Genomic DNA, 22261 nt, shown 5'->3' with positions numbered 1-22261 from the left:
TTGATCGCTCGCTCTGCCCAAGTCAAGGAAACGCCATGTCCCGGCAATCCCCTTCCCCGCAATCCCCGGCCGAACAGGCTTCCGCCATCCAGAACGTGGAATGGCGCGTCGAACATACGCCGGTCGATTACCCCCAGGCTCTCGCGGAGATGGAGGCGCGGGCGGCCGCGATCTTCGAAGGGCAGGCCGCCGAGCGGGTCTGGCTGCTCGAACATCCACCTCTTTATACGGCCGGGACCAGCGCCGATCCTGCCGAACTGCTCGACCCGCGCTTTCCGGTGCACGATGCGGGACGCGGCGGCCGCTATACCTATCATGGGCCGGGCCAGCGGATCGGCTATCTCAACATCGACCTGCGGGAAAGAGGCAGGGACGTGCGGAATTTCGTCCATCATCTGGAGGGATGGATGATCGACGCGCTGGGCGATTTCGGCATTGCGGCGCGGCGGGCGGAGGGGCGGATCGGGATCTGGACCGACGACACCCAGGGGCGGGAGGCGAAGATCGGCGCGCTGGGCATCCGGGTGCGGCGTTGGGTCACGCTTCATGGTTTTTCGATCAATGTCGGCCCCGACCTGTCCCATTTCGGAGGCATCGTGCCGTGCGGCCTGGCCGAATATCCCGTAACCAGCATGGCCGCGCTGGGCATCCAAGTCCCGATGGCAGAGCTGGACTCGGCGCTCGCCCGGCATTTTCCAGCCTTTATCAGCCGCCTGCGCCGGTGTCCCGCCGCCGACGAAGCAGGGGTTGAGCAATGTGAAACGGGCCGCTAGGGTCGCGGCCTTCGCCAGGTGGGGGGCTGCCGGGCATGCCGCACGCTTTAGGAGACCCGGATGCGTCCTGACGTCAAGACGACAATGGCAATATTCATTTCGGCCGGATGCATGATGCTGGCCGGATGCGGCAGCAAGAAGGAAAGCAGCACCGCCGTCCCCATGAACAATCTGGAAGTGGTGGACGGCACCACGACCGACGCCATGACGGATCTGGACGGCGTGCAGAGCGAGGGCGCGGCCATGACGCTTCCCGCCAACCGCAGCGACAATGCGGCCGCTCCGGCGGCGGCGGCGAATGAAAGCGAGGCCAAGCCGGCAGCCGATACCGAAGTGCTGTCGGATCAATAGGCTGGCGCACGCGTTCAGGCATGATACAGACGGGCGGGGGATAGTTTGCAGCGCTCGTTTCAAAGAGGGATTTCGATGACATTGCGTGATGTGGGTCGTTCCATGGGGCACCGATCCTTTGGGCGCACCGCCGCCCTGCTGTTGGCCATGACCGGAGCAGTGCTGGTGACGCAGCCGGCGAGCGCGCAATTCTTCTGGTCGCCGCCCGATTTCTCGAGCCCGCCCCTGACCGATGCCGAAGCCACGACCGCCCTCGGCCTGCCGGGCGCGACGCCTGCGGAGGTCAAGGCGGGCCTGGTATGGAACCTGCGCGCGGCACTGAACGTCGCGGCGCTGCAATGCCAGTTCGAGCCGACGCTGCTGTCGATCAGCAACTATAATGCCATGATCGCCCATCATGACGCCGAGTTGGACGCAGCGCAGGCGACTCTGCTCGGCTATTTCCAGCGCACGGTCGGCAAGGGCAAGGCCGGCCAGATGGCGTCGGACCAATATGGCACGCGCATCTATTCGGGCTATTCCACGGTGCAGGCGCAGCGCGGCTTCTGCCAGGCGGCGGGGCTGGTCGGACGAAAGGCGATCTTCGCCCAGCGCGGTACGCTGAACGAGGTGGCGCGCAACGGATTGGGGTCGATCAAGAAGTCGCTGATCCTGGCAGGCGAGCAATTTTACGGCGATCCGGGCCGCGGCTATTCGCTGACCCTGCCATCCTTCGACCCCAAATGCTGGAAGAAGGGCAAGATGCTGCCGGCCTGCCAGCTTGCATGGAACCAGAAGATCGGGGTCCAGCCATAGGATGGGCGCCCGATAACGGACCCGTGATCTTCTCCCTTCTGGGGGAGAGGGCCGGGCGCGGGGCCGCCGCCCCGCCCCCCGACCGTCAGCCGTCAGCCGTCAGCGCAATCCCAGATATTTATGCGACTGGAGGCTGAGCCGCCAGCGCGGTCGTCCCATCACCAGGTCCACCGCCGCCTGCGCGTTTTCCGCTGCCTTCGGATCGTCGAGTGGCTGCACGAGCCAATGATCGAAGGCCCAGCGCTCCATATCCTCGACATCGGCCAGGCTGTGCCCCTGCCCCGGCTGCGGCCAGACCAGCTTCAGCTCATTGCCGCTGCGCTGCACCACTTCGCTGCCTGCCTTGGGGCTGATGCAGACCCAGTCAAGCCCCGGATGCGCGGGCAAGGTGCCGTTGCTCTCGATCGCGATGGCAAAGCCGCGGGCATGGAGCGCATCGACCAGCGCGTCATCGATCTGGAGCATCGGCTCCCCGCCGGTAAGAACGATGTAGCGCCCCTCCCGCCCCTCGCCCCAGAAGGCCAGTGCGGCGTCGGCCAGACCGTCAGCATCGGCGAACTTGCCGCCGCCATCGCCGTCTGTCCCGACGAAATCCGTGTCGCAAAAGCGGCAGATCGCGGTTTCCCTGTCCTGCTCCCGCCCGGTCCAGAGGTTGCAGCCGGCAAAACGCAGGAAGACGGCCCGGCGCCCGGCATGGACCCCTTCCCCCTGAAGGGTCAGGAACATCTCCTTGACGGCGTAGCTCATGGCGTCAGGGCTTCTTCGCATAGATGGTGGGATCGGGCAGGCCAGCCTCCACGAAACCCTTGGACCGCAGGCGGCAGCTATCGCACAGGCCGCAATGGCTGCCATCCGGCGTCGGATCGTAGCAGGACCAGCTCAACCCTGCATCCAGCCCCAGCCGGTCGGCTTCGCGCACGATGTCGGCCTTGCTCATATGCTGAAGCGGGGCATTGATCCGGATCGGATGCCCCTCCACCCCCGCCTTGGTGGCCAGCGCGGCCATCTTCTGAAAGGCGTCGATGAACTCCGGCCGGCAATCGGGATAACCCGAATAGTCGAGCGCATTGACGCCGATGAACACGTCGTTCGCGCCCACCACCTCGGCCAGCCCCAGGGTCAGCGAGAGGAAGATGGTGTTGCGCGCCGGCACATAGGTCACCGGGATTCCCTCGCCGACGCCGCCCTTCGGCACGGCGATGTCGGCGGTCAGCGCGGACCCGCCAAAGGCGGTCAGGTCCAGCGGCAGCACGATATGCGAAATGGCGTTCAGCGCCGATGCGACGCGCGCGGCCGCCTGCAATTCCAGCCGGTGACGCTGGTTATAGTCGATCGAAAGGGCGAACAGGCGATAACCGGCCTCGCGCGCCAGCCCGCCCGCCACCATGGAGTCGAGCCCGCCCGACAGCAGGACGACAGCGAATTTTCCATTATGGGCAACCATGAGCGCCGCGCTACGCCTCCCGACGCATCAGCGCAAGCCGGTCACGTCCGGAGCGCTTTTCGCTAACGGCAGGCCCCAAGCCAGCGGCCCTCCAGCGCAAAGGCAAAGGGCGCGCCGTCGGCGATGCCCTGCGACTGGATCTGCACCAGTCGGGAGGTTTCGATGCGCAGGTCCGTTCGCCCATTGCCTGCCGCGCCGCATTCATAGGTGACGACCATCCGCCTGGCGGCATCGCTGACGGTGAAGCTCTTGCAGGCATGGCCCGCATGACGGCTTTGCAGAAGCTGGTTGAGGCTGGATATGCAGAGCCTGCGCGCCGGGCCATCCTCGCCCCGTTCGCGCAATTCCCATTCGCCCGTCTCCAGCCCCTTGGGCAGGCGCGACACGGGTGCCGCCGACTGGGCGCCGGAGACCGTCATCATCATCACCATCGCCGCGCCAAGGGCGCGCAGCTTCGCCGTCATTCCGATCCCCCTGTCGACCGTTGCTGAACTGGATCAGCCTTGCCCGTCAATTGCGGCAATTTCATAGCAATATCCGGAAGGGCCACTCATTCATCCGGGAAGCTGGTCTGGAAAGCCGGCCTCCGGGAAGCTCGAAAGCGCGACCGGGAAGAGACGCGAGCAAAAGGCGCAGTCGACGCCGATAATGCCCTGGTCATCCGCCATGTCCGCCCGCTCCGCCGCGGGAAAGCGGCCGATGACGCTGCGGATATGCTCCAGGTCGCAACGGCACCCCTTGCTGAGCGCCGTGGGATCGGTGACGCGCACCTCCTCCTCTTCATGGAACAGCCGCCAGACGATGTCCGACAGCGGCAACGCGGTGTCGGTCAGCTCCGCATCCTTGAGGGTATGGGCCAGCGCCTGGACATGTTCCCATTCGGGATGGTCATGGCGGACATGCAGCCGTTCCCGCCCAACCTCCCCCTCGGGCAAGTGCTGCAGCAGCAGGCCGGCGGCCAGACACCCCTCCCCCGCATCATGGCGGGTGGCGATCTGGATGATGCTGGGGATCTGTTCGGACTGGAAGAAATAATGTTCCGCCGCGTCGGCCAGCGATTCGCCGTCCAGGGGGACGATCCCCTGATAGCGCTCGCCGGTCACCGCCTGGTCGAAGGTGATGGCCAGATAGCCCTTGCCGAACAGGCCGAACAGCGTCGGATCGGGGCCAAGTTCGGCAAGCCGGTCGGCATCGAACTTGGCATAGCCGCGCACCTCGCCCGCCTTGTAGTCGGCCACCAGCAGGCTGACGACGCCATTTTCGGTCTGCGCCTGAAGCGTGAGCTGCCCACCCGCATCCTTGAGCGTCGAACCCAGCAGCACCGCCAGCACCAGCGCGGAGGCAAGCAGCCGCTCGATCTGCGGCGGATAGGCATGGGCGGCAAGGACATCGTCGAGGACCGGCCCCAGCCGCACGATCCGCCCGCGCGCATGGCGCGAAGGGATGGTGAAGCCAAGGGCCTGGTCGAGTGTGGCGGAAGAGGTCAAGTCAGGCTCCGTACAGCGCGCCAGGACGCGCCGATCATGCAAAGGCGATTAGATAGGGGGCGATCGTCGAGCTTGCAAATGGGCTTGGATTGGGTGGGGCAGCCCCCTCCTTGAAGCACAACATGCTCCTGCGCAGGCAGGAGCACGGCCCGCTTAGCGGCGGCCAATGGCCAAACAACAGCTCATCCAAGTCGCCCCAGCGCCCAGAGCAGCACCGACTTCTGCGCATGGATGCGGTTTTCCGCCTCGTCCCAGATCAACGACTGCGGGCCGTCGATCACCGCTTCCACCACTTCCTCTCCGCGATGGGCGGGCAGGCAGTGGAGGAATTTCGCCGTCGGCCGGGCCAGCGCCATCAGTTCGGGCGTCACCTGATAGGGCATCATCGCCCTCAGCTTCTCCTCGGCATGGGCCTGCCCCATGGAAATCCAGGTGTCCGTGACGACGATGTCCGCGCCCGCGACCGCCGCCTGCGGATCGCGGGTGCGCAGGATGTCAGCGCCACAGGCCTGCGCCTCGGCTTCGAAGGACGGGTCGGGATCATAGCCCTCCGGCACGGCGATACGCACGCCGAACTTCATGAGGCCCGCCGCCTCGACGATGGAATGGAGCACATTGTTGCCGTCGCCCAGCCATGCCCACTGGCTGCCGGGCAACGCCACGCCATGCTCCACCACGGTCAGCAGGTCGGCGACGATCTGGCACGGGTGCGACAGGTCGGTCAGGCCGTTGATCACCGGAACGCTGGCATGATGGGCCATTTCCTCGATCTTGGCATGATCGTCCGTCCGAATCATGATGGCGTCGCACATGCGGCTCAGTACGCGGGCGGTGTCGGCGATGGTCTCCCCACGGCCAAGCTGGCTGGTCGCGCCGTCGAGGATCAGCGACGTGCCGCCAAGTTGGCGGATAGCCATGTCGAACGACACGCGGGTCCGGGTGGAATTCTTCTCGAAGATCATCGCCAGCGTATGGCCGGCGAGCGGCGCGTCCGCATCGGCCCTGCCCTTGGGCCAGCTCGCGCGCGCCGCCTTCCGATCGATGGCGTCGGCGATCATCGCGGCGATCGCATCGCCGCCCGCGTCACTCAGATTCAGGAAATGTCTGGTCATTGAAGGTCTTCCTTCAAATCGCCGTTCGTCCCGGGCAGCCCGTCGAGCATGTCGCGTTCACGTATCGAAGGGTGGATGTTTCGATACAGGTCTTCGACGTCGCCCACTACCCACGCGGCACGAACGGCAGGAATGTCAGGCCGCAGCCTCCGCAAAGCTCCGCGCACCGGCCGAAAGCCGTTCGACGCATTCCGCGACATGGCTTTCCTCGATCACCAGCGGCGGCAGGATGCGCACCACATTCTGCCCCGCCGAAACGGTCAGCAGGCCGTGATCATCGCGCAGATGCGCCACGAAGGCGCGGGCGTCGAAATCATCCTTCAGCTTGACGCCCAGCATCAGGCCCAGGCCGCGCACATCCTCGAACATGTCATGGTTGGGGATGAGCTGCTCCAGCGCGGAACGCAGGCGCGCGCCCATGGCCTGCACATGGTCGAGGAAACCCTCGCCCAGCACCTCGTCCAGCACGGCCATGCCCACCGCCATGGCCAGCGGATTGCCGCCATAGGTGGAGCCATGGGTGCCGAACACCATGCCCTTGGCCGCTTCCTCCGTCGCGAGGCAGGCGCCCAGCGGGAAGCCCGCGCCAATGCCCTTGGCCACCGCCATGATGTCGGGGACCACGCCATATTGTTCATGGGCGAAGAACGTGCCGGTGCGGGCATAGCCGCACTGCACTTCATCCAGGATCAGCAGCAGCCCCTGCTCGTCGCACAGCTTGCGCAGGCCGGAGAGGAATTCCTGCGTCGCCGGGGTTACGCCGCCTTCGCCCTGCACCGTTTCCACCAGGAAACCGGCGGTGTCGTCATCGACGGCGGCCGTCGCAGCCGCCAGATCGTTGAAGGGCACCACGGTGAAGCCGGGCAGCAGCGGTTCGAAGCCGTCACGCATCTTGGGCTGGCTGGTGGCGGAAATCGTCCCCAGCGTCCGCCCGTGGAAGGCGTTGTCGAAGCTGATGATCTTGTGCCGGTGCGCCTGGCCATTGACATAATGATAGCGGCGCGCGGTCTTGATCGCGCACTCCACCGCTTCCGCACCCGAATTGGTGAAGAACACCGTGTCGGCAAAGGTCGTGTCGACCAGGCGCTGCGCGAACTTCTCGCCCAGCGGCATGCCGTAGAGGTTCGACGTGTGCATCAGCGTCGCGGCCTGATCCGCGATCGCCTTGACCAGCCTGGGATGGCCATGACCCAGCAGGTTGACCGCGATGCCGCTGGCGAAATCCAGATAACGCTCGCCGCGCTCCCCGATCAGATAGCAGCCCTCGCCTCGGACCGGGCGTACATCGCACCGGGGGTAAACGGGCATGAGCGGCGTAATCGACATGGTCCTTCCCTTTCTGGGCTGATGCAAACAAAGTCCGAAACGCAAAAAGGCGGCCCCCGCCGGGCCGCCCTTTGCGAGCGCTGCCTATACAGGCGCACCTTTGATGGCGCAACCCCGCAGGATGCCCCTGTCTTCAGCCGATCTGGTCCCACGCCTCCGCGATCTCGCCGACCATCAGGCGGGCCTGCTCGACCGGCGCGGCATCATGTTCCTTGGCGCCGACGAGCAGCAAGCGCCGGGCCTCGCGGTAGATCTGCGCAAGGCCGGTGGCGATGTCTCCGCCCCTGTCGAAATCAAGGCTCGATTCCAGCGCGAACAGGATCGACATGGCGCGGGCCTGCTTGTCGGAAACCTTGAGCCGGTCGCCATTGCGTTCCGCCAGCGCGGCGGCGTCCAGCGCCAGCAGCAGCTCGTCGAACAGCACCTTGACCAACGCGTGCGGCGTCGCTCCCTCGATCCGGCTGCCCGAATGGACCGCCGCATAGCGCCGCGCCGCTGCCGTGCCGCCGAACCCGCCATGATTGTAGAACATGATATTCCGACCCCTTTGATATTCATTTTCCGCGATTTCTCAGTCAGCGATCGGTCCGACCGCCTGGAAATCAGTTGTCGTTCTTGGTCCAGAGAGCGACCTGCTGCTGGAGATAGCTCTGCGTCGCCTTCAGTGCCGACAGGCGCGTCTCCATGGCCGAATAGACCTTGGTGAGCTGGTCCTGATAGTTGGTCATCTGGGTATCGAGCTTGTCGAGCTGATCCGTCAGTTCCTTCGCCAGCTTCTCATATTTGTCCTGCGTGGTGGCGAGCGGCCCGCCATCCTTCTTGATGTTGTCGCGCACGCTGTCCATCAGCCCGGCAATGCCGACATTTGTGGCTGTCTTGACCGACGGGTTCAACAATTGCGTGATCGCCTTCGGATCCGCGGCGATCGCCTGGTCCAGCGCCTTGGTGTCCAGCGACAGCGTACCGTCGCGATTGGTGCTGACGCCCAGGTCGTTCAGCGTCCTGTAGGTGCCCGTGCTGCTGAGCGCGGTCGACACCATCTGCGACAGCTGCCGCTTCATGTCGCGGATCGATGATTCCCCGTTCAGCACGCCAGCATTGGACGAGTCGGTACCGGTGGAGGTCGCCGTGTTCAGCGCCTTCATCAACGTGTTGTAGGCATCGACGAATTCGACCATCAGGTCGCGCATCGACGTGGTCGGCTCGGTCGTGGCGAGCGTGACGCTGGTCCCCGGCGCCGCCTTGTTGAGGTCGATGCGCAGATAGGGGATCGCGCTGTCGATGGTGTTGCTGGCATAATGCTGCTCCACGCCGTCGATCAGGATCACGGCGTCGCCCGGATCGGCGGCGCTGGCCATGGTGCTGCCGGCGGGCAGGCTGGTCTTGGTCCAGGCGAACTGGTCCAGCGACGCACCACTGGCGTCGGGCGTGGAGGAGGAAACCGTCAGCGAGATTTCATTGGCCGCGCCGGTCGGCCCCTTCATCATCAGGCGCGTTCCCTGCGAATCGGTGATGACGGAGGCGGTGACCCCGGTGCCCGACGCGTTGATGGCGGCGGCCAGGCCGGCATAGCTGTTGTTGGACGAGGTGATGGTGATGGGAACGGCAGCGCCCGAACCCACTTGCAGCATCAGCGTGCCGGTGCCGACGGTCGCCGCAGCGCCGCTCGCCGCGTCGCTGTTGGTGTTGACCGCAGACACCAGGGTCCGGCTGGTCGCCAGGTTGCGCACCTCAAGCTGGGCGGGAAGGCCGCTCGGCGTGCCGCCGGGCAGCGCGCTGACCGCTGCGATGCTGGGGTCGTTGGAAGCGGGCGTCCCCGAATAGCTGGTGCCCGACAGCAGGCTGTTCATCGCGTCGGCAAAGGTATCGAGCGAGCTGGACGCCGATGCCAGGGCGGAAATCCGCGCGGTATTCAACGTCTGGCGGCTGGTGATGGCCTGCTGGCGCGGTTCCTTGGTGGCGCTTACCAGGCTGGAGACGAGCGACGCGGTGTCGATGCCCGATCCCGCGCCTAGCGCCGTCAAGATGCTGCTGCTCACCGAAGTCATTGGGCCGTCCTTTCAGAAGAGAGAACGGCCGTAGCGCGAAGACCTTTAGGAATGATTTTCGCGCTCTCGCAGGCGCCCTGTTCAGATGCCCGGCGAAAGGATCTGGTCTACCGCGCCCCGGCGGACATTGGCCTGCGCCGCATGGGCATAGGCGGCCTGCTCCGCGATGCGCTTGGCGATGCGGATGGTGCTTTCCACCGCTTCCTTCGAAGCGGGAGGCAGGGGAACCAGCACCTGCGGCGCCGGCAACATCGACTGTATCTCATCGGCCGCGCCCTGGACCGTCGCGGTGCCGCCCTGGCTGCGCAGATCACCCAATATGTCGGCTATGCGGGCATGCACCTTGGCATATTCGGCGCTGCTGGCGATGCTTTCCTCGGCGGCTGGCTGATCCTCGGGCATGGCCCGCCTGGGGGATTGTCCACCCTGCTGCGTGGCAGCGGAGGACGAAACCGGCTGGATCGCGGACACGGCGGAGGGTGCGCGGGCCGCGCCGCGATCTACCGACAACTCTGTCCGTGAAATATAGTCGTTCATGACGCACCATCTTAATGCGTCCCCATGAATATTATACGGATATTAAGTCCTAAACTTAAGTTAAGGACGACCGGTTTTCATCAAGCATATGATTATCAAGAAGATTTTTTGCCGTCCGCATCGAAACGCAGATCGTCCGGCACGGTGATGAAGGGACGATCCATCTCGCTAGCCATCCGATTCTCGACCCGGAAGACGAAGGCGAGCACGGTCGCGACCGCCATGTACAATCCCTCATTGACGACCTGCCCCGCGCGCGAGGTGAAGTAGATGGCGCGCGCCAGTTCAGGATATTGCAGCACCGTGACGCCATTCTGGTCCGCCAGCTCGCGGATCGCCGCGGCTATCGCGTCGCAGCCGCGCGCCACCACGACCGGCGCGGCGTCCTGCCCGGGCTTGTAGCGCAGGGCAACGGCGAAATGGGTGGGGTTCGTGACGATGACGCTCGCCTCCGCCACGGCCTTGCGGGTCGAACCGCTCAGCACCTCATATTGCTTGCGACGGATATGCCCCTTCAGTTCAGGCGAACCTTCGCTCTCCTTGTGCTCGTCCTTGATTTCCTGCTTGGTCATCGACAGCCGCCTGGACCGCTGCATCAGCTGAGCGGGAACGTCGATGCCCGCGATCAGAAACAGGCCGCCCGCCATGACCAAGCATGTCAGGATGAACATGTTGCCGAGATCCGCCATGGCGGGCGCCAGCCCCGCCCTGCCCAGCCCCACGATCTCCGTCAGCCGGTCCCAGATCATCCAGACGCCGATGGCGCCCAGCAACGCGACCTTGGCAACGGACTTGACGAGTTCGATCAGCCCCTGGAGCCCGAACATCCGCTTGAGGCCGGCCGCAGGATTGAGCTTCGAGGCCTTGGGCGCGAAGGCGCCGGGGCGAAACCCGAGCGAGCCGAGCAGGGCCGGCCCCGCAACGGCCGCGAGCAAGGTCGCCAGCAATATCCCCGCGACCGGCAGGGCAATGCCGGAGAGCAAGGCGAAACCCCGGTCGGCCGGGGCGAAATTGATGATGTCCTCGCGCCGGAAACGCAGCGCCTCTATCAGCATATCGGACAGGGATTCGACCATCGAAGGCCCGGTGACCGCCATCCAGCCGATGCCCGCCATCACCACCAATGCGGTGGCGAGATCGCGGGACTGGAGAATGTCGCCATTCTTCGCCGCGTCCTTCAGCTTCTTGGCTGTCGGCCTTTCGGTCTTTTCGCCGCCGCCATTGCTCTCGGCCATGGTCAGCGCCCTTCCGCGATCATCTGGGCCTGCTCCAGCCCGGCCTTGAGCGCGGCGGTGATCCCCTCGCCCATGATCGGCGCGGTGACGGCAAGCAGGATGAGTCCCGTCATCAGCGCCACCGGCATGCCGACCGCGAACAGGTTGAGCGCAGGCGCGGTGCGGGCCAGCATGCCCATGACGATCTGCACCAGCACCAGCGCGAACCCGACCGGCAGGGCGATGGTGACGCCCGCGCCCAGCAGTGCGCCGCCGAATTCGATCAGGTGCCAGACCGCATCGTTGCTGAGCATCGCGCCGCCCGGCGGCAGCGCCTGATAGCTTTGCACGACGAAGCTCACCAGCATCAGATGCCCGTCCATGGCGAGCAGCAGGAAGGTCGAGAGGATGGAGAGGAACTGGCCCACCGCCTGGGTCGCCTGGCCGGAGGACGGATCGACCATCGCCGCGAAATTGAGGCCCATGGTGTTGCCGATGGCTTCGCCCGCGACCAGCGCGGCGGCATAGCCGATCTGCACCGCAAAGCCGATGGCAAGTCCGGCAAGCACTTCGCCCGCGACCATCATCACGCCCTGGAAGCTGGCGACGCCGTCGGCGGGAAGCTGGATATGCACGCTGTTGAGCGCCGCCATGCCCAGTGCCAGCGACAGGATCAGGCGCAGTTGCAACGGCACGGCGGGCGCGCCGAATACCGGGGCGGCGATGAACGCGGCACCGGGGCGGATCATGGCGATGAGCCAGATCCACAGCTGGACTTCGACATTGGCGAAGCCCGGCGCGATCATTGGAGCAGGTCCGGAATGCGCTCGAAAATCTCGCGCGTGAAATCGGCGATCAGCACCATGATGGAACCGCCGAACAGCACCAGCATGGCGCCGACGACGATGATCTTCGGGATGAAGGCCAGCGTCTGTTCGTTGATGGAGGTCGCCGCCTGCACCATGCCGATGACGACGCCCGCGATGAGGGCCGGGATCAGGATCGGCGCCGCCGCCAGCGCCGTGATCCACAGCGCCTGCTGCGCCAGCCCCATGAAGAAATCGGCGTTTTCCATCCCCTTGGCCCTATGTCGCGAAGGAGCCGGCCAGCGACCCCATCGTCAGCGCCCAACCGTCGACCAGCACGAACAGCAGCAGCTTGAAGGGCATGGAGATAATCGTGGGGGACAACATCATCATGCCGAGCGCCATCAGCGTCGACGCGACCACAAGGTCGATGATCAGGAAGGGCAGGAAGATCATGAAGCCGATCTGGAACGCGGTCTTCAGTTCCGACGTCACAAAGGCGGGCAGCAGGATGGAGAAGGGAATGTCGGCGGCCGAGCGGAAGGCGGGCGCCTCCGCCAGGTTGGAAAAGAGCTTGAGGTCGGTCTCGCGCGTCTGCTTGGTCATGAAGCCATGCAGCACCTTGCCCGAACGGCCCACGGCCTCCTCGATCGAAATCTGCCCCTTGCCATAGGGGTCGAAGGCCTGAGCGTTGATCTGGTCGATGGCGGGCCGCATCACGAAGAGGGAAAGGAACAGCGACAGGCCCACCAGCACCTGATTGGGCGGCGTCTGCTGCAATCCCAGCGCCTGGCGCAGCAGCGACAGGACGATGATGATGCGGGTGAAGCTGGTCATCATGAGGATCAGCGACGGCAGCACCGTCAGCAGGCTCATGAGGATCAGGATCTGCAGCGACAGCGAGAGCGAACGCCCGTCGCCGCTGATCTGCCCCATGGCGCGGCTCAGCGCGCCGCCATTGTTCACCGGGGCCGGGGCGGCAGGCGCGGCCTGCGCGAAAGCGGGAATGGCGATGAACAGGGCCGCAAGCAGCAGCGCGGCCAACGCCCATTTCATCGTTCCCGCATGGGCCGTCGCCGTCCTTCGGGTCGCGGGAATGACGGTGGACAGGCTGTCAGCGCCCGGCACGATAGGGGTCGCCTTCCGCGATCTTCTCGATCCGCCCGCGCGTGACGGACAGCAGGATCTTCTTCCCCTCGAACTCCACGACGGCGAGCTTGCCGAACGTGCCCATCGGCAACGCTTCCAGCAGCTTGAGCGATCGATCATTCTGCCCGACCATCATGCCGGGCTGATATTTGCGCCACAGCCAGAGCGCGCCGAAGGCCATGCCCCCGACCAGAGGCAATAAGATCAGCAGCTTGACGAAATACCAGATCATGAGGGCTTTCCGCGAAGATGGTTAATTCGTCATCCGTTCCGAAAGATTGGCGCGCAAGGCAAGCGGTAAATCAGCCGCCCGCGTTTCAGCCGCGCCGTTCCACGCCCGCAAGCCGGCTTTCGGCGGCCGCGATTTCGACGATGCGGATGCCGTAGCGCCCGTTCACCGTCACCACCTCCCCCTTGGCGATCAGCGCGCCGTTGACCATGATGTCGAGCAGGTCGTCGGCCTGGCGGTCGAGTTCCACGACGCTGCCTTCGCTGAGGTCCATGACCTCCGCCAGCCGGAGCGAGGTCGATCCCACCTCCACCGACATGCGGACGGGAATATCGGCCAGCAACCGGAACTGGCGGTTGTTCACCATGCGGGAAATGCTGTCCTCGCCCACATTGTCTAGGCGGGGGGCTTCGCTCATATCGCTCATTGTCCGGTTTCCTGTGCAAGCTTTTCGATCTGGAATGCGGCGCGGCCATCCTGTTCGCCGATCGAGCCATGGGCGACGATGCGGTCGCCCACGATCAGCGGCAGGCTGCGGTTGATGGTGACGGGAATGATGTCGCCGGCCTTGAGCCGCATCAAATCGGCCAGGGACAGGTCAGGGCGCGCCAGCACCGTGCGCGCGGGCAGGCGGATGTCGCGCATGCGCTGGGCCATGCGGGCCTGCCACACCGGGTCGGCGCGTTCATCATCGACCGGGACGCGGTTGCCCATCAACGGTTCAACGGCGCGCAGCGCGGACAGCGGGAACAGCAGGTCGATCGGCCATTCGGCGTCGCGGCTGACGCTGATGAGGAAGCGCTGCAGCACCATCTGCTCGCCCGGTTGGGCGGCGGCGGCAAAGCCGATGCCGGTTTCCCGGACGATCAGACCCGCCTCTATTGTCAGCATGTCGCTCCAGCATTCGACCAACCGGGCCATGAACGCATCGGAAATGCGCGTGATCAGGCGATCTTCGGTCGGCGTGAACTCCCCGCGCGGCGGCAATGCCCGATTGCCGATCCCGCCATAGAAACAGTCGACCAGCGTCGAGATCATCGCCGCATCGAGCCGCAGCAGCACCTGCCCCTTGAGCGGCGACAGGCGATAGACCCCGATGCTGGAGGAACCGGGCACTTCATGCGCCCAGGCGCCGAATTCCAGCGCGCGCGCATCATGCGCGGCGACATGCGGGCGAACCCCGGCGATCGGCTCGATGAGGGCGCGCAAACGCCGGCCGAGCTTTTCGCCCAGCCGGTCCAGCCCTGACAGCATCAGCGGCGCCTGAGATTCCGCCTGCCCGAAGGCATAGGCTTGAACATCGGTCATTTCAGTCCCCAGCCGTCCCGGGCGGGGGACTTCCCGCACGTTCAGGCAGCCCTATTGAATAACGAAATTGGTAAAATAAACGTTATCGACGCCACCATAGCCCGTCTTTTGCTTCAGAATGTCGTTAATGACGGTCTTGATCTTCGCCTGGAGCGCCCTTTTGCCCTCCGGCGTCGACAGCGCCTCCACCGGCTGCTCGGCCAGCATCATCAGAACCTGGCTGCGAATCGCCATCTCATGGGCCTTGATCGCGTCGACGACGCGAATGTCGTAATAGGTCGATACCGCGATGGAAATCTGGGCGAAGGCGTCCGTATCCGACATGTTGGAGGTGAAGGGCGTCTGAAGCTGGAAATAGGTCGCCTGATAGGCGGCAGGATTCGCCGGGCTGGGCAGGTCGATGCCCTTGGCGGGAATATGGGCGCCCGGCACGGCATGTCCGCCGCCACCGCCGCCCTCATGCCCGCCGCCTTCACCACCGCCGCCGCCGCCGGCATAGCCATGGGCCTTCGCCACGTCCTCGGCGCTTTCGCCCGCCAGCACGAGCACGGGCTTGTTCGGGTCCTCCTTCGGACCTTCTTCCTTAGGGCTGAAGAAACCGGCGGCATAAAGACCGCCTGCCGCCCCCGCGCCACCAACCACCATGGCGATGGCGATGAGCAGGATCAGCTTCATCCGCCCGCCCTTTTTCTTCTTCGGCTTGGCCTCGTCACTCATCGGTCAAAATCCCCGTAAACCCTGTCGTCAGGCATAGCGCGCGCGGGCGGCGGAATTGCCGGCGCGGCGCAGCTCGTCATGGTTAAGAACGGCCGGATCGCCGGAATTTTTAGGGGCGAGCGCGTTATTTTCCTGGGCGCGCCAGCGGCCCTGACCCTGCGCCTGACCCTGCGATTGCGCCATATTCTGGCTGTTGTTCGCCCAGCCATTGGCGCCCTGGGATCCCTGTTGCTGGGGCGATTGCTGTTGGTTGGCGCCGTCCGACCTGGCGGCTTCCGCCACATGCGGCATGCGATCGATCTTCACCTCGGCGATGCGCACGGCCGAAAGACCCGCGTCGAGGCGCAGCCGGTCGCTGTCCTGGCGCAGTGCCATTTCGGCGGCTTCGCTCGCGACGGTCAGGCTGACCGTCGCGCCATCGCTGCCCTGCCGGATATCGACCTGCACGGGCCCAAGTTGGTCGGCGTTGATCTGGAACCGGCCCTGCGCGCCATTTGCGGACAGCCCCGCAATCTCGCGGGCGAGGCCATCAATCCACTGGCCGGAAACGCCCATGTCTACGACCTGCGCGCCAAGGCTGGCGGACAAATCGGCCGGCGCAGCCGCAACCGGCGGCTGGACGGAGGGCGCAGCGGTGGGCTGGACGACCGGCATCTGGGGGGCGGCATCGACCGGATTTGATTGGACGGCATTGGCCGGGCTGGTCTCGACCGGTGCAGCAGACCGGCCAGTCCTGGCGCGGGCGGCCAACGCTTCTCCAGCGCGGACGGGCGTGCCCGGCTGGCGGGCAGCAACCTGATCGCGCACCATCTGGAGCAAGGCAAGCGCCTCCGACTTCACCGGGGCGCCCTGAGGGTGCGCGGCGGGTACGGGGCCTTCAGCCTGTTCGTCCGATGCCGCAGGCGCAGCCATGGCGGGCGGCGCGGAGCCATTCGCCACATGCGTCGCTTCAACCGGCTGTCCGGCAAATGAGGGCGGCAATGGCGCCGCTGCCGGCAGATTTTTGCCGCCATCCGGTCGGACGGGCGCCGTTTCCGTGACCACGGGTGCGGACGTCGGCAGCACCTGCGCCGGCACGCCTTGCGGCCCGAATGTCTGGACAGGGGCGAATGTCTGGACAGGGGCGACGACCGTTGCCGGAGCCGGCGCCGCATCGGCCTGTTCCTTCGGCTTGTCCGTGTCGCCCTGTTCGGCAGGCGCCAAATCGTCGGAATGCTCCACCGCCGCGGTTTCCGGCTGAGCCTCTACCTTCCCCGGCTTGGCTTCCTTGCTGGGACGCGTGGCCTTGGCATGCTTGTCGGGCGTCACGACGGGCAGTTCCAGCGCGTCAGTTTCGCCCTCTTCGCTCGCGACCGGAACCGGCTCGGACTCTTGCGCCGCGACCTCTTCCACGCTGCCCTCAATGTGCGCAGGCGCCGTCCCCCCGACGCCGACTTGATCGACGCTAGCCTGATCAACGCCAGGCTGCGCCGGCGCGTCGATCTTCGCGGCAAGGCCGGGCGGTAGCGGCAGCGAATCCTTGCGATGGCTCTGCACGGCCCTCAGCGCATTGGCCAGGCCGAAGGACAAGGACGAGAGCGTCTCGTCGGCCTTGCCGGCCTTGGCCGGAGTTGCGGTCGAATCGACCTGCGGCAGACCCCCTGTCGCGGTACCTTCCTGCGCTTCCTGCGCTTCCTGCGAAGCGTCCATCGTGCCGCTCAGCACGCTGGCAAAATTCGGCGCCCCTTCCACGGGCGTGGCCGATGCGGCCGCGCCATCGGCGGGCATGGGCGCCGCCGCCGAGGAAAAGAGCAGCGTCTTGAGGCTGGTCGGCATGTTCACGTCAGACATCTCCTGTCCTCTGCATCCGGCGATAGCGCGGCAACGCCGCGAGTTTGTTTTCCCGCCATTCCTCCAGGTCCGCGCGGGCGCGATCCTTGAGCTTCACGGCGATTTCGCGATCCCGATTGGCCGCGAGGGAAAGGCCTTCCTTGACCTCCACCTTGCGACGCGCATCGTAGAGCGCACCATCCAACTGGCGCCCCGCCTGTTCCAGCCGGCCCGCCAGTTCCTGCATCGCTGCAAAATTCGCGCCAGTTGCGACGCCCTGCCCCATAAAAAGATCATTTCGCACATTGCGCAGCCGCTCGACATTGCGGGCGATGCCCTCCGCCTCGTCGCGGGCGCGGGCGGTTTCTGTCGCGGCCATGGCATGCTGGACATGGCGGACGCGCAGCACGCGCTGGCGACGGGCGACCTCTGCCTTCACGCGCCGAACTCGGCGATGAGGGCGGCGGCGCTGCTGTCAAGGTCGATGAAGCTCTTCTGATCCTGCCGGATGAAATCCAGTATTTCCTGCCGCCGCTGCACCGCTTCGTCGATCACCGGATCATTGCCGGGCCGATAGGCGCCCATCAGGATAAGGTCGCGATTTTCCTCATAGGCGGCCCAGAGGCGGCGATAGCTGGCGGCGGCAAGACGATGTTCGTCCGGCACCACGTCCGCCATGACGCGGGAGAGCGACTTGCCGATGTCGATGGCGGGAAAGATCGCCTGCTCCGACAGATGGCGCGACAGCACGAAATGCCCGTCCACGATGGCGCGGGCGGCATCGACGATGGGATCGTCCGTGTCGTCGCCATCGGCCAGCACTGTGTAAAGCGCGGTGATCGAGCCGCCGCTGCGGCTGTCGACGCCGGCGCGCTCGACCAGACGCGGAATCATCGCCAGCGCCGATGGCGGATAGCCCTTCATCGCGGGCGGCTCGCCCAGCGCCAGCCCGATTTCCCGCTGGGCATGGGCGCAGCGGGTCAGGCTGTCGATCAGCAGCAGCACCTTCTTGCCGCGTGCCCGGAAATATTCGGCGATGGCAGTGGCGCGGGCGGCGGCGCGCAGGCGCAACACCGGCGGATGGTCGGCTGGCACGGCGACGACGACGCTCTTGTGCATCGCGCCCTTCAGCTTGGTTTCCAGAAAGTCGCTGACCTCGCGGCCGCGTTCCCCGATCAGGCCTGCAACGACGATGTCCGCTTCGGCGCCCTGGATCATCTGGCCCATCAGCACCGACTTGCCGACGCCGGAACCCGCGATGATCGCGATGCGCTGGCCGCGGCCGGCGGTCAGCAGCGCATTGACGGCGCGCACGCCAAGATCGAACGGCTCGGTCACGCGGCCCCGGTCGAGCACATTGCCCTTGACCCCGTTGAGCGGCCAGGAGCCACCCGCGATGATCGGCCCCTTGCGGTCCAGCGGCTGGCCCATGGCGTCGATGACGCGGCCGATCAGCCCCTCGCCCACCTGCACCATGGTCGCCTGGCTGTCCGGCTCCACCCGCGCGCCATTTTCCAGCGGCGCGTCGGCATCGAGCGGCACCAGCAGCGTCCTGTCGCCACGAAAGCCGACCACTTCGGCACGGCAGATCGTCCCGTCCGCCGCGATCAGCCGCGCGCCGGCGCCGATGGGACGGCGAAAGCCGGTGACTTCCAGCATGCCCGCATCATGGCTGACCAGGCGGCCGACATGGCGCGGTGCGCGGTTCTGCACCTGCATATGATCGAACAGCGTTTCCGCCTGGGCCAGCGCGGCGCGAATCATCAGGCCTTGCCCTCCATATCGTCGAGCAGCGCGCGCAGGCGCGACAGGCGAACATCCGGCCCGTCCTCGACCCAACCGTCAGCGGTTTCCAGCCGCACGCAGCCGCGATGCATGTCCTGATCGGCGACCAGCTTGACGCCCAGCACCTCGCCCTCGAGCAGCGAGACGTCATCGGGATGCATGTGCAACGCACCCCTGTCGTCATGACCTTCGATGAAGGCGGCGACGCTGTCGCAGCGCTCGACCAGCCGCTCGATGTCGATCTCGACCTCGCCCACAATCTGTTCGACCAGCCGCACGACGGTCGCGGACAACATGGTGGAAAGCATGCCGCTCGGTGCGGGAGCCAGCAGTTCGAGCGCCTGGGTCAGCCGCTCGCGCGCCTCCGCCTCGGCACCGCTCGCTTCGGTGGCGATCCGGCAACCCTCGTCGAAGCCCATGGCAAAGGCCTCGGCGCGGGCCTGTTCCAGGACATCCTCCTCGCTCTGCGGCACCACGTCATTGACGGCGCGACCGGGCGTCCTTGCGGCCTCGGTGAACAGGCTGCGAAAGCCCCCGGTCGTCACCTTTCCCATGCCGCCAAGCGGAATGCTCGCGACCTCTGCGCTGCCCCAGAGCTTAGACAAAATCATTCCCCTTGCCGCCCAGCATGATGGTGCCCGCGTCCGCCATGCGGCGGGCGGTGGCGATGATCAGCTTCTGCGCGTCGATGACCTCGGCAAGGCGGATCGGCCCGCGCTCCTCGATCTCGTCGGCGATGGCCTGGGCGGCACGGGCCGACATGGAACCGAAGATCTTGGCCTTCAGCATCTCGTTCGCGCCCTTCAGCGCGACCACCAGGATCGAACTGTCGACGGTGCGCATCAGCGTGCCCATATTCTTGTCGTCCATGTCGATCAGGTTGTCGAAGACGAACATCTCCTCCTCGATCGTCTGGGCGACCATCTTGTCCCGCTTGGCCAGCGCCTTGATGATGCGCTGCTCATTGTCCTTGCGGACATTGTTCATGATCGCCGCCGCCTCGATCGTGCCGCCGCGCTGGGAAGCGCCGCCCTGCTTCTTGGCCATGTTGCCGCGCAGCAGAAGCTGTTCGAGGTCGTCGAGCGCCTCGTTCGAGACGGGCCCGAGCGTGGCGATGCGATAGACGATCTCTTCCTGATGCTCGGTCGGCAGCAATTGCAGCACATCGGCCGCGATCGGCGCCTCCAGATGGGCAAGCACGATCGCCATGATCTGCGGATGCTCCGCCTCGATCAGCACGGCGATTTCCTTCGCGTCCATCCATTTCAGCATTTCAAGCTGGGTGGAACGGGTCGGCGGGGTGATGCGGGCGAGCATGTTCTCGGCCCGCTCCTCGCCCAGCGCCTTGGTCATCGCGCCGCGGATATGGCGGGTCGCGCCATAGCCGATGGTGGTGCGCTTCTTCGCCTTGGTGACGAAATGATCGAGCGCCTCGTTGACTTCCTCGACCTGCACGTCAGCCACGTCATACATGGCGTAGCCAAGCTGGCGCACTTCCTCGGGCTCCAGGCGCGAAAGGATCTGCGCGGCCTCATCCTCGTCGAACAGCATCAGCAGGACGGCGGCGGCGGCGCTGCCCTTCAGTGCAGCAGCGGTTGCGACCTCAGGCATTTTCCTTCTTCCCTTCCTTCAGAAGGTCGCGGACGACCAGGGCGGCGCGATCCGGATCCTGCTTCACGAAATTGCGGATCAGGTCGGCGCGCTGGGCGTAGTCATAGGTGGAGGAGATCATGTCGAGCGTGACCGGCATCGACCCGTCGGGATTGACCGTCGCCTGACGGCTGAGTTCGGTCGAGATTTCCCGGCCGATCTTCTGGCCCTCCGCGGCGATCTGTTCGGCGGCGGCGGCCTGGACGGCGGCGCGGCGCTTCAGCAGCGGACGGCCGATGCCGAAGATCACCAGCAAGGCGACCAGCAGGGCGGAGACATTGCGCACCAGCGGCGATACCCATCCGGCCTCATACCAGGGCGCCTGGACGACTTCTTCCTTGGCGAAGCTGCGCGAGGACAGGGCCACGACGTCGCCCCGCGCCTGGTCGAAGCCGACCGCGCCCTTCACCAGAGCCTCCAGCGCGGCGATTTCCTGCGCGCTGCGCGGCTTGCCGTCCGGTCCATTGTCCAGCGCGACGGCGACCGACAGGCGCTTGACCGTGCCGATGGCGTCCTTGGTCACGGAGACTTCGCGGCCCAGTTCGAAGCTGCGGTTGAAGGTCTCTTCGGTCTTCATCAGCGGATTGGCCGGCGTGCCCGGCTGGGCGGCGGTCTGTGCGCTGGTGGCGCCCTGATTGGTCGAACCTTGGGCCACAGCCTGACCGTTGGGGTTGGTCTGGGTCACGGTCGGGTTGACCGGCGCCTGATTGCTGAGCGCACCGGGGATGCCGCTCGCCTCGCTACCGGTACCTTGTCCGCGCGGGTCGGAAGCCCAGGTGCCCTGCTCCGTGCGCAGGCGCGCCTCGTCCTGCGGATAGGTCTCGCGGGTCGCCTGACGCTCCGCGAAGTTGAGTTCGGTATGAACCTCGGTAGAGAATTTGCCGGCGCCCAGGATCGGGGTCAGCAGCGCGATCACCGACTGGCGATAGCGATCCTCCATCCTGGTCTGGACGGCCAGTTGGCGGTCGTCGGCGGCATTGCTGTCATTGTTGCTCAGCAGGCGGCCATTCTGGTCGACGACCGAGATGTCCTCCGGATTGAGTTCCGGGATGGATGAGGCGACCAGATGCACGATGGCGCTGACCTGGGCGTCGGTTAATTGGCGACCAGAGGCAAGACGCAGCATGACCGAGGCGGACGGCTTGGACCGTTCGCGCAGGAACACGCTGGGCGGCTCCACCGCGAGGTGGACCTTGGCGCTCTCGACACTGTCGATCGCCTCGATGGTGCGAGCCAGGTCCATTTCCCTGGCGGAACGCAGCTTTTCGCCTTCCACGGCGCGGCTGGCGCCCATCGGCAGGCTGTCGATCATGCTGTTGCCGTCGGGCGCGCTCTTGGGCAGGCCCTGCGCGGCGAGCATCATCTTCGCCTTGAAATAATCGTCCTCGCCAACGGTCATGCTGCCGCTATTGTCGAAGTCATAGCGAATGCCGTTCTGGTCCAGCACCTGCGCCACGGCCGACTTGTCGGCATCGGGCAAAGCGCGGAACAGATCGCGCTGCGGCGGCTCGCGCAGCGCCAGCCAGGCCGCGCCCGCCGTGGCGACAACGCCCAGCAGGCCCAGCAGCGGCAGGCTTTTCGCCACCGCCGGCTGCTTCATGAAGCCGGTGAAGCGCGCCTTCAGCGCGTCGACGCCCTTGGCGCCGCCAAAGGAAGCGGGGCTGGCGGCGGGAAGAGCGGCAGCGCCGCCAACGGAGGGGGTGAGTGCGTTCTCGCTCATA

Annotated in this window: 26 protein-coding genes; 3 read left to right on the top strand and 23 right to left on the bottom strand. The window is 65.8% G+C overall.

The window, feature by feature from the left end:
- Positions 1-35 precede the first annotated feature (35 nt).
- From lipB to MRBLSP13_RS04695, 3 genes are all read left to right on the top strand, one after another.
- The gene (gene lipB / locus MRBLSP13_RS04705) at positions 36-773 is read left to right on the top strand and encodes a lipoyl(octanoyl) transferase LipB (protein WP_363753026.1); all 738 of its coding nucleotides are present in this window, start codon (positions 36-38) and stop codon (positions 771-773) included.
- 60 nt (positions 774-833) lie between these two features.
- Positions 834-1124, top strand: a complete 291-nt coding sequence (locus MRBLSP13_RS04700) for a hypothetical protein (RefSeq protein WP_363753023.1) — start codon at positions 834-836, stop codon at positions 1122-1124.
- A 75-nt stretch (positions 1125-1199) separates the two neighbouring features.
- Positions 1200-1919: a hypothetical protein gene (locus tag MRBLSP13_RS04695; protein WP_363753020.1), complete on the top strand. Its 720-nt coding sequence runs from the start codon at positions 1200-1202 to the stop codon at positions 1917-1919.
- A 99-nt stretch (positions 1920-2018) separates the two neighbouring features.
- Here the strand turns inward: MRBLSP13_RS04695 and queE are convergent, their stop codons facing one another.
- The 23 genes from queE to fliF form a co-directional block, all read right to left on the bottom strand.
- Complete coding sequence (gene queE / locus MRBLSP13_RS04690; protein ID WP_363753017.1) at positions 2019-2666, bottom strand: 7-carboxy-7-deazaguanine synthase; 648 nt, start codon at positions 2664-2666, stop codon at positions 2019-2021.
- A gap of 4 nt (positions 2667-2670) precedes the next feature.
- On the bottom strand, positions 2671-3363 hold the full coding sequence (gene queC / locus MRBLSP13_RS04685) for a 7-cyano-7-deazaguanine synthase QueC (RefSeq protein ID WP_363739867.1): 693 nt from the start codon (positions 3361-3363) through the stop codon (positions 2671-2673).
- A 62-nt stretch (positions 3364-3425) separates the two neighbouring features.
- Positions 3426-3827, bottom strand: a complete 402-nt coding sequence (locus MRBLSP13_RS04680) for a DUF3617 domain-containing protein (protein WP_363753014.1) — start codon at positions 3825-3827, stop codon at positions 3426-3428.
- Between the two features lie 90 nt (positions 3828-3917).
- Positions 3918-4850 carry an Hsp33 family molecular chaperone HslO gene (locus MRBLSP13_RS04675; protein WP_363753011.1) on the bottom strand — a complete coding sequence of 311 codons (933 nt, stop codon included), beginning with the start codon at positions 4848-4850 and terminating at the stop codon, positions 3918-3920.
- A gap of 182 nt (positions 4851-5032) precedes the next feature.
- The gene (gene argF, locus MRBLSP13_RS04670; RefSeq protein ID WP_363739874.1) at positions 5033-5962 is read right to left on the bottom strand and encodes an ornithine carbamoyltransferase; all 930 of its coding nucleotides are present in this window, start codon (positions 5960-5962) and stop codon (positions 5033-5035) included.
- 135 nt (positions 5963-6097) lie between these two features.
- On the bottom strand, positions 6098-7288 hold the full coding sequence (locus MRBLSP13_RS04665; protein WP_133653808.1) for an aspartate aminotransferase family protein: 1191 nt from the start codon (positions 7286-7288) through the stop codon (positions 6098-6100).
- A 133-nt stretch (positions 7289-7421) separates the two neighbouring features.
- Positions 7422-7820 (bottom strand): flagellar export chaperone FliS, encoded by a 399-nt coding sequence (fliS, locus tag MRBLSP13_RS04660; protein WP_133653809.1) that lies wholly within the window; start codon positions 7818-7820, stop codon positions 7422-7424.
- 70 nt (positions 7821-7890) lie between these two features.
- On the bottom strand, positions 7891-9336 hold the full coding sequence (gene fliD, locus MRBLSP13_RS04655; protein ID WP_363753008.1) for a flagellar filament capping protein FliD: 1446 nt from the start codon (positions 9334-9336) through the stop codon (positions 7891-7893).
- An 81-nt stretch (positions 9337-9417) separates the two neighbouring features.
- A complete protein-coding gene (locus tag MRBLSP13_RS04650; protein ID WP_133653811.1) occupies positions 9418-9873 on the bottom strand; it encodes a hypothetical protein in 456 nt (151 codons plus the stop codon).
- 95 nt (positions 9874-9968) lie between these two features.
- Positions 9969-11108, bottom strand: coding sequence for a flagellar type III secretion system protein FlhB (gene flhB / locus MRBLSP13_RS04645; RefSeq protein WP_363753005.1), 1140 nt, complete (start codon positions 11106-11108; stop codon positions 9969-9971).
- A gap of 2 nt (positions 11109-11110) precedes the next feature.
- Positions 11111-11893 (bottom strand): flagellar biosynthetic protein FliR, encoded by a 783-nt coding sequence (gene fliR / locus MRBLSP13_RS04640; RefSeq protein WP_133653813.1) that lies wholly within the window; start codon positions 11891-11893, stop codon positions 11111-11113.
- Positions 11890-12162, bottom strand: a complete 273-nt coding sequence (gene fliQ, locus MRBLSP13_RS04635; protein WP_025548552.1) for a flagellar biosynthesis protein FliQ — start codon at positions 12160-12162, stop codon at positions 11890-11892. Before fliQ ends, fliR begins: the two co-directional genes overlap by 4 nt.
- Positions 12163-12172: 10 nt before the next feature.
- Complete coding sequence (fliP, locus tag MRBLSP13_RS04630; RefSeq protein WP_133653954.1) at positions 12173-12949, bottom strand: flagellar type III secretion system pore protein FliP; 777 nt, start codon at positions 12947-12949, stop codon at positions 12173-12175.
- Positions 12950-13007: 58 nt separating this feature from the next.
- The gene (locus MRBLSP13_RS04625) at positions 13008-13274 is read right to left on the bottom strand and encodes a FliO/MopB family protein (RefSeq protein ID WP_133653814.1); all 267 of its coding nucleotides are present in this window, start codon (positions 13272-13274) and stop codon (positions 13008-13010) included.
- An 85-nt stretch (positions 13275-13359) separates the two neighbouring features.
- The gene (fliN, locus tag MRBLSP13_RS04620) at positions 13360-13698 is read right to left on the bottom strand and encodes a flagellar motor switch protein FliN (protein ID WP_363739886.1); all 339 of its coding nucleotides are present in this window, start codon (positions 13696-13698) and stop codon (positions 13360-13362) included.
- Positions 13695-14579, bottom strand: a complete 885-nt coding sequence (locus tag MRBLSP13_RS04615; protein ID WP_363739888.1) for a flagellar motor switch protein FliM — start codon at positions 14577-14579, stop codon at positions 13695-13697. The genes fliN and MRBLSP13_RS04615 overlap by 4 nt, the downstream gene beginning before the upstream one ends.
- Positions 14580-14630: 51 nt before the next feature.
- Positions 14631-15296, bottom strand: coding sequence for a flagellar basal body-associated FliL family protein (locus MRBLSP13_RS04610; RefSeq protein WP_363753002.1), 666 nt, complete (start codon positions 15294-15296; stop codon positions 14631-14633).
- A gap of 27 nt (positions 15297-15323) precedes the next feature.
- Positions 15324-17126: a flagellar hook-length control protein FliK gene (locus tag MRBLSP13_RS04605; RefSeq protein ID WP_363752999.1), complete on the bottom strand. Its 1803-nt coding sequence runs from the start codon at positions 17124-17126 to the stop codon at positions 15324-15326.
- Positions 17119-17544, bottom strand: a complete 426-nt coding sequence (locus tag MRBLSP13_RS04600) for a hypothetical protein (protein ID WP_363739896.1) — start codon at positions 17542-17544, stop codon at positions 17119-17121. The genes MRBLSP13_RS04605 and MRBLSP13_RS04600 overlap by 8 nt, the downstream gene beginning before the upstream one ends.
- On the bottom strand, positions 17541-18869 hold the full coding sequence (locus MRBLSP13_RS04595) for a FliI/YscN family ATPase (RefSeq protein ID WP_363739898.1): 1329 nt from the start codon (positions 18867-18869) through the stop codon (positions 17541-17543). Before MRBLSP13_RS04595 ends, MRBLSP13_RS04600 begins: the two co-directional genes overlap by 4 nt.
- Entirely contained in the window at positions 18869-19501 is a 633-nt protein-coding gene (locus tag MRBLSP13_RS04590) for a flagellar biosynthesis protein (protein ID WP_133653821.1), read from the bottom strand. Before MRBLSP13_RS04590 ends, MRBLSP13_RS04595 begins: the two co-directional genes overlap by 1 nt.
- Positions 19488-20501: a flagellar motor switch protein FliG gene (fliG, locus tag MRBLSP13_RS04585; RefSeq protein ID WP_363739902.1), complete on the bottom strand. Its 1014-nt coding sequence runs from the start codon at positions 20499-20501 to the stop codon at positions 19488-19490. Before fliG ends, MRBLSP13_RS04590 begins: the two co-directional genes overlap by 14 nt.
- Positions 20494-22260, bottom strand: a complete 1767-nt coding sequence (gene fliF / locus MRBLSP13_RS04580) for a flagellar basal-body MS-ring/collar protein FliF (protein WP_363739905.1) — start codon at positions 22258-22260, stop codon at positions 20494-20496. The genes fliG and fliF overlap by 8 nt, the downstream gene beginning before the upstream one ends.
- Position 22261: the final 1 nt, after the last annotated feature.

The organism is Sphingobium sp. LSP13-1-1.1 (assembly GCF_040676415.1).
In the GTDB taxonomy this organism is placed as follows: Bacteria; Pseudomonadota; Alphaproteobacteria; order Sphingomonadales; family Sphingomonadaceae; genus Sphingobium.
Note: the sequence above shows the minus strand (reverse complement) of the source record. Positions and strands in the feature narration are given on the sequence as shown.

Coding starts and splice junctions, on each gene's coding strand:
- lipB (WP_363753026.1), top strand. CDS start 36: ATGTCCCGGCAATCCCCTTCCCCGCAATCCCCGGCCGAACAGGCTTCC.
- MRBLSP13_RS04700 (WP_363753023.1), top strand. CDS start 834: ATGCGTCCTGACGTCAAGACGACAATGGCAATATTCATTTCGGCCGGA.
- MRBLSP13_RS04695 (WP_363753020.1), top strand. CDS start 1,200: ATGACATTGCGTGATGTGGGTCGTTCCATGGGGCACCGATCCTTTGGG.
- queE (WP_363753017.1), bottom strand. CDS start 2,666: ATGAGCTACGCCGTCAAGGAGATGTTCCTGACCCTTCAGGGGGAAGGG.
- queC (WP_363739867.1), bottom strand. CDS start 3,363: ATGGTTGCCCATAATGGAAAATTCGCTGTCGTCCTGCTGTCGGGCGGG.
- MRBLSP13_RS04680 (WP_363753014.1), bottom strand. CDS start 3,827: ATGACGGCGAAGCTGCGCGCCCTTGGCGCGGCGATGGTGATGATGATG.
- argF (WP_363739874.1), bottom strand. CDS start 5,962: ATGACCAGACATTTCCTGAATCTGAGTGACGCGGGCGGCGATGCGATC.
- MRBLSP13_RS04665 (WP_133653808.1), bottom strand. CDS start 7,288: ATGTCGATTACGCCGCTCATGCCCGTTTACCCCCGGTGCGATGTACGC.
- fliS (WP_133653809.1), bottom strand. CDS start 7,820: ATGTTCTACAATCATGGCGGGTTCGGCGGCACGGCAGCGGCGCGGCGC.
- fliD (WP_363753008.1), bottom strand. CDS start 9,336: ATGACTTCGGTGAGCAGCAGCATCTTGACGGCGCTAGGCGCGGGATCG.
- MRBLSP13_RS04650 (WP_133653811.1), bottom strand. CDS start 9,873: ATGAACGACTATATTTCACGGACAGAGTTGTCGGTAGATCGCGGCGCG.
- flhB (WP_363753005.1), bottom strand. CDS start 11,108: ATGGCCGAGAGCAATGGCGGCGGCGAAAAGACCGAAAGGCCGACAGCC.
- fliR (WP_133653813.1), bottom strand. CDS start 11,893: ATGATCGCGCCGGGCTTCGCCAATGTCGAAGTCCAGCTGTGGATCTGG.
- fliQ (WP_025548552.1), bottom strand. CDS start 12,162: ATGGAAAACGCCGATTTCTTCATGGGGCTGGCGCAGCAGGCGCTGTGG.
- fliP (WP_133653954.1), bottom strand. CDS start 12,949: ATGAAATGGGCGTTGGCCGCGCTGCTGCTTGCGGCCCTGTTCATCGCC.
- MRBLSP13_RS04625 (WP_133653814.1), bottom strand. CDS start 13,274: ATGATCTGGTATTTCGTCAAGCTGCTGATCTTATTGCCTCTGGTCGGG.
- fliN (WP_363739886.1), bottom strand. CDS start 13,698: ATGAGCGATATGAGCGAAGCCCCCCGCCTAGACAATGTGGGCGAGGAC.
- MRBLSP13_RS04615 (WP_363739888.1), bottom strand. CDS start 14,579: ATGACCGATGTTCAAGCCTATGCCTTCGGGCAGGCGGAATCTCAGGCG.
- MRBLSP13_RS04610 (WP_363753002.1), bottom strand. CDS start 15,296: ATGAGTGACGAGGCCAAGCCGAAGAAGAAAAAGGGCGGGCGGATGAAG.
- MRBLSP13_RS04605 (WP_363752999.1), bottom strand. CDS start 17,126: ATGTCTGACGTGAACATGCCGACCAGCCTCAAGACGCTGCTCTTTTCC.
- MRBLSP13_RS04595 (WP_363739898.1), bottom strand. CDS start 18,869: ATGATTCGCGCCGCGCTGGCCCAGGCGGAAACGCTGTTCGATCATATG.
- MRBLSP13_RS04590 (WP_133653821.1), bottom strand. CDS start 19,501: ATGATTTTGTCTAAGCTCTGGGGCAGCGCAGAGGTCGCGAGCATTCCG.
- fliG (WP_363739902.1), bottom strand. CDS start 20,501: ATGCCTGAGGTCGCAACCGCTGCTGCACTGAAGGGCAGCGCCGCCGCC.
- fliF (WP_363739905.1), bottom strand. CDS start 22,260: ATGAGCGAGAACGCACTCACCCCCTCCGTTGGCGGCGCTGCCGCTCTT.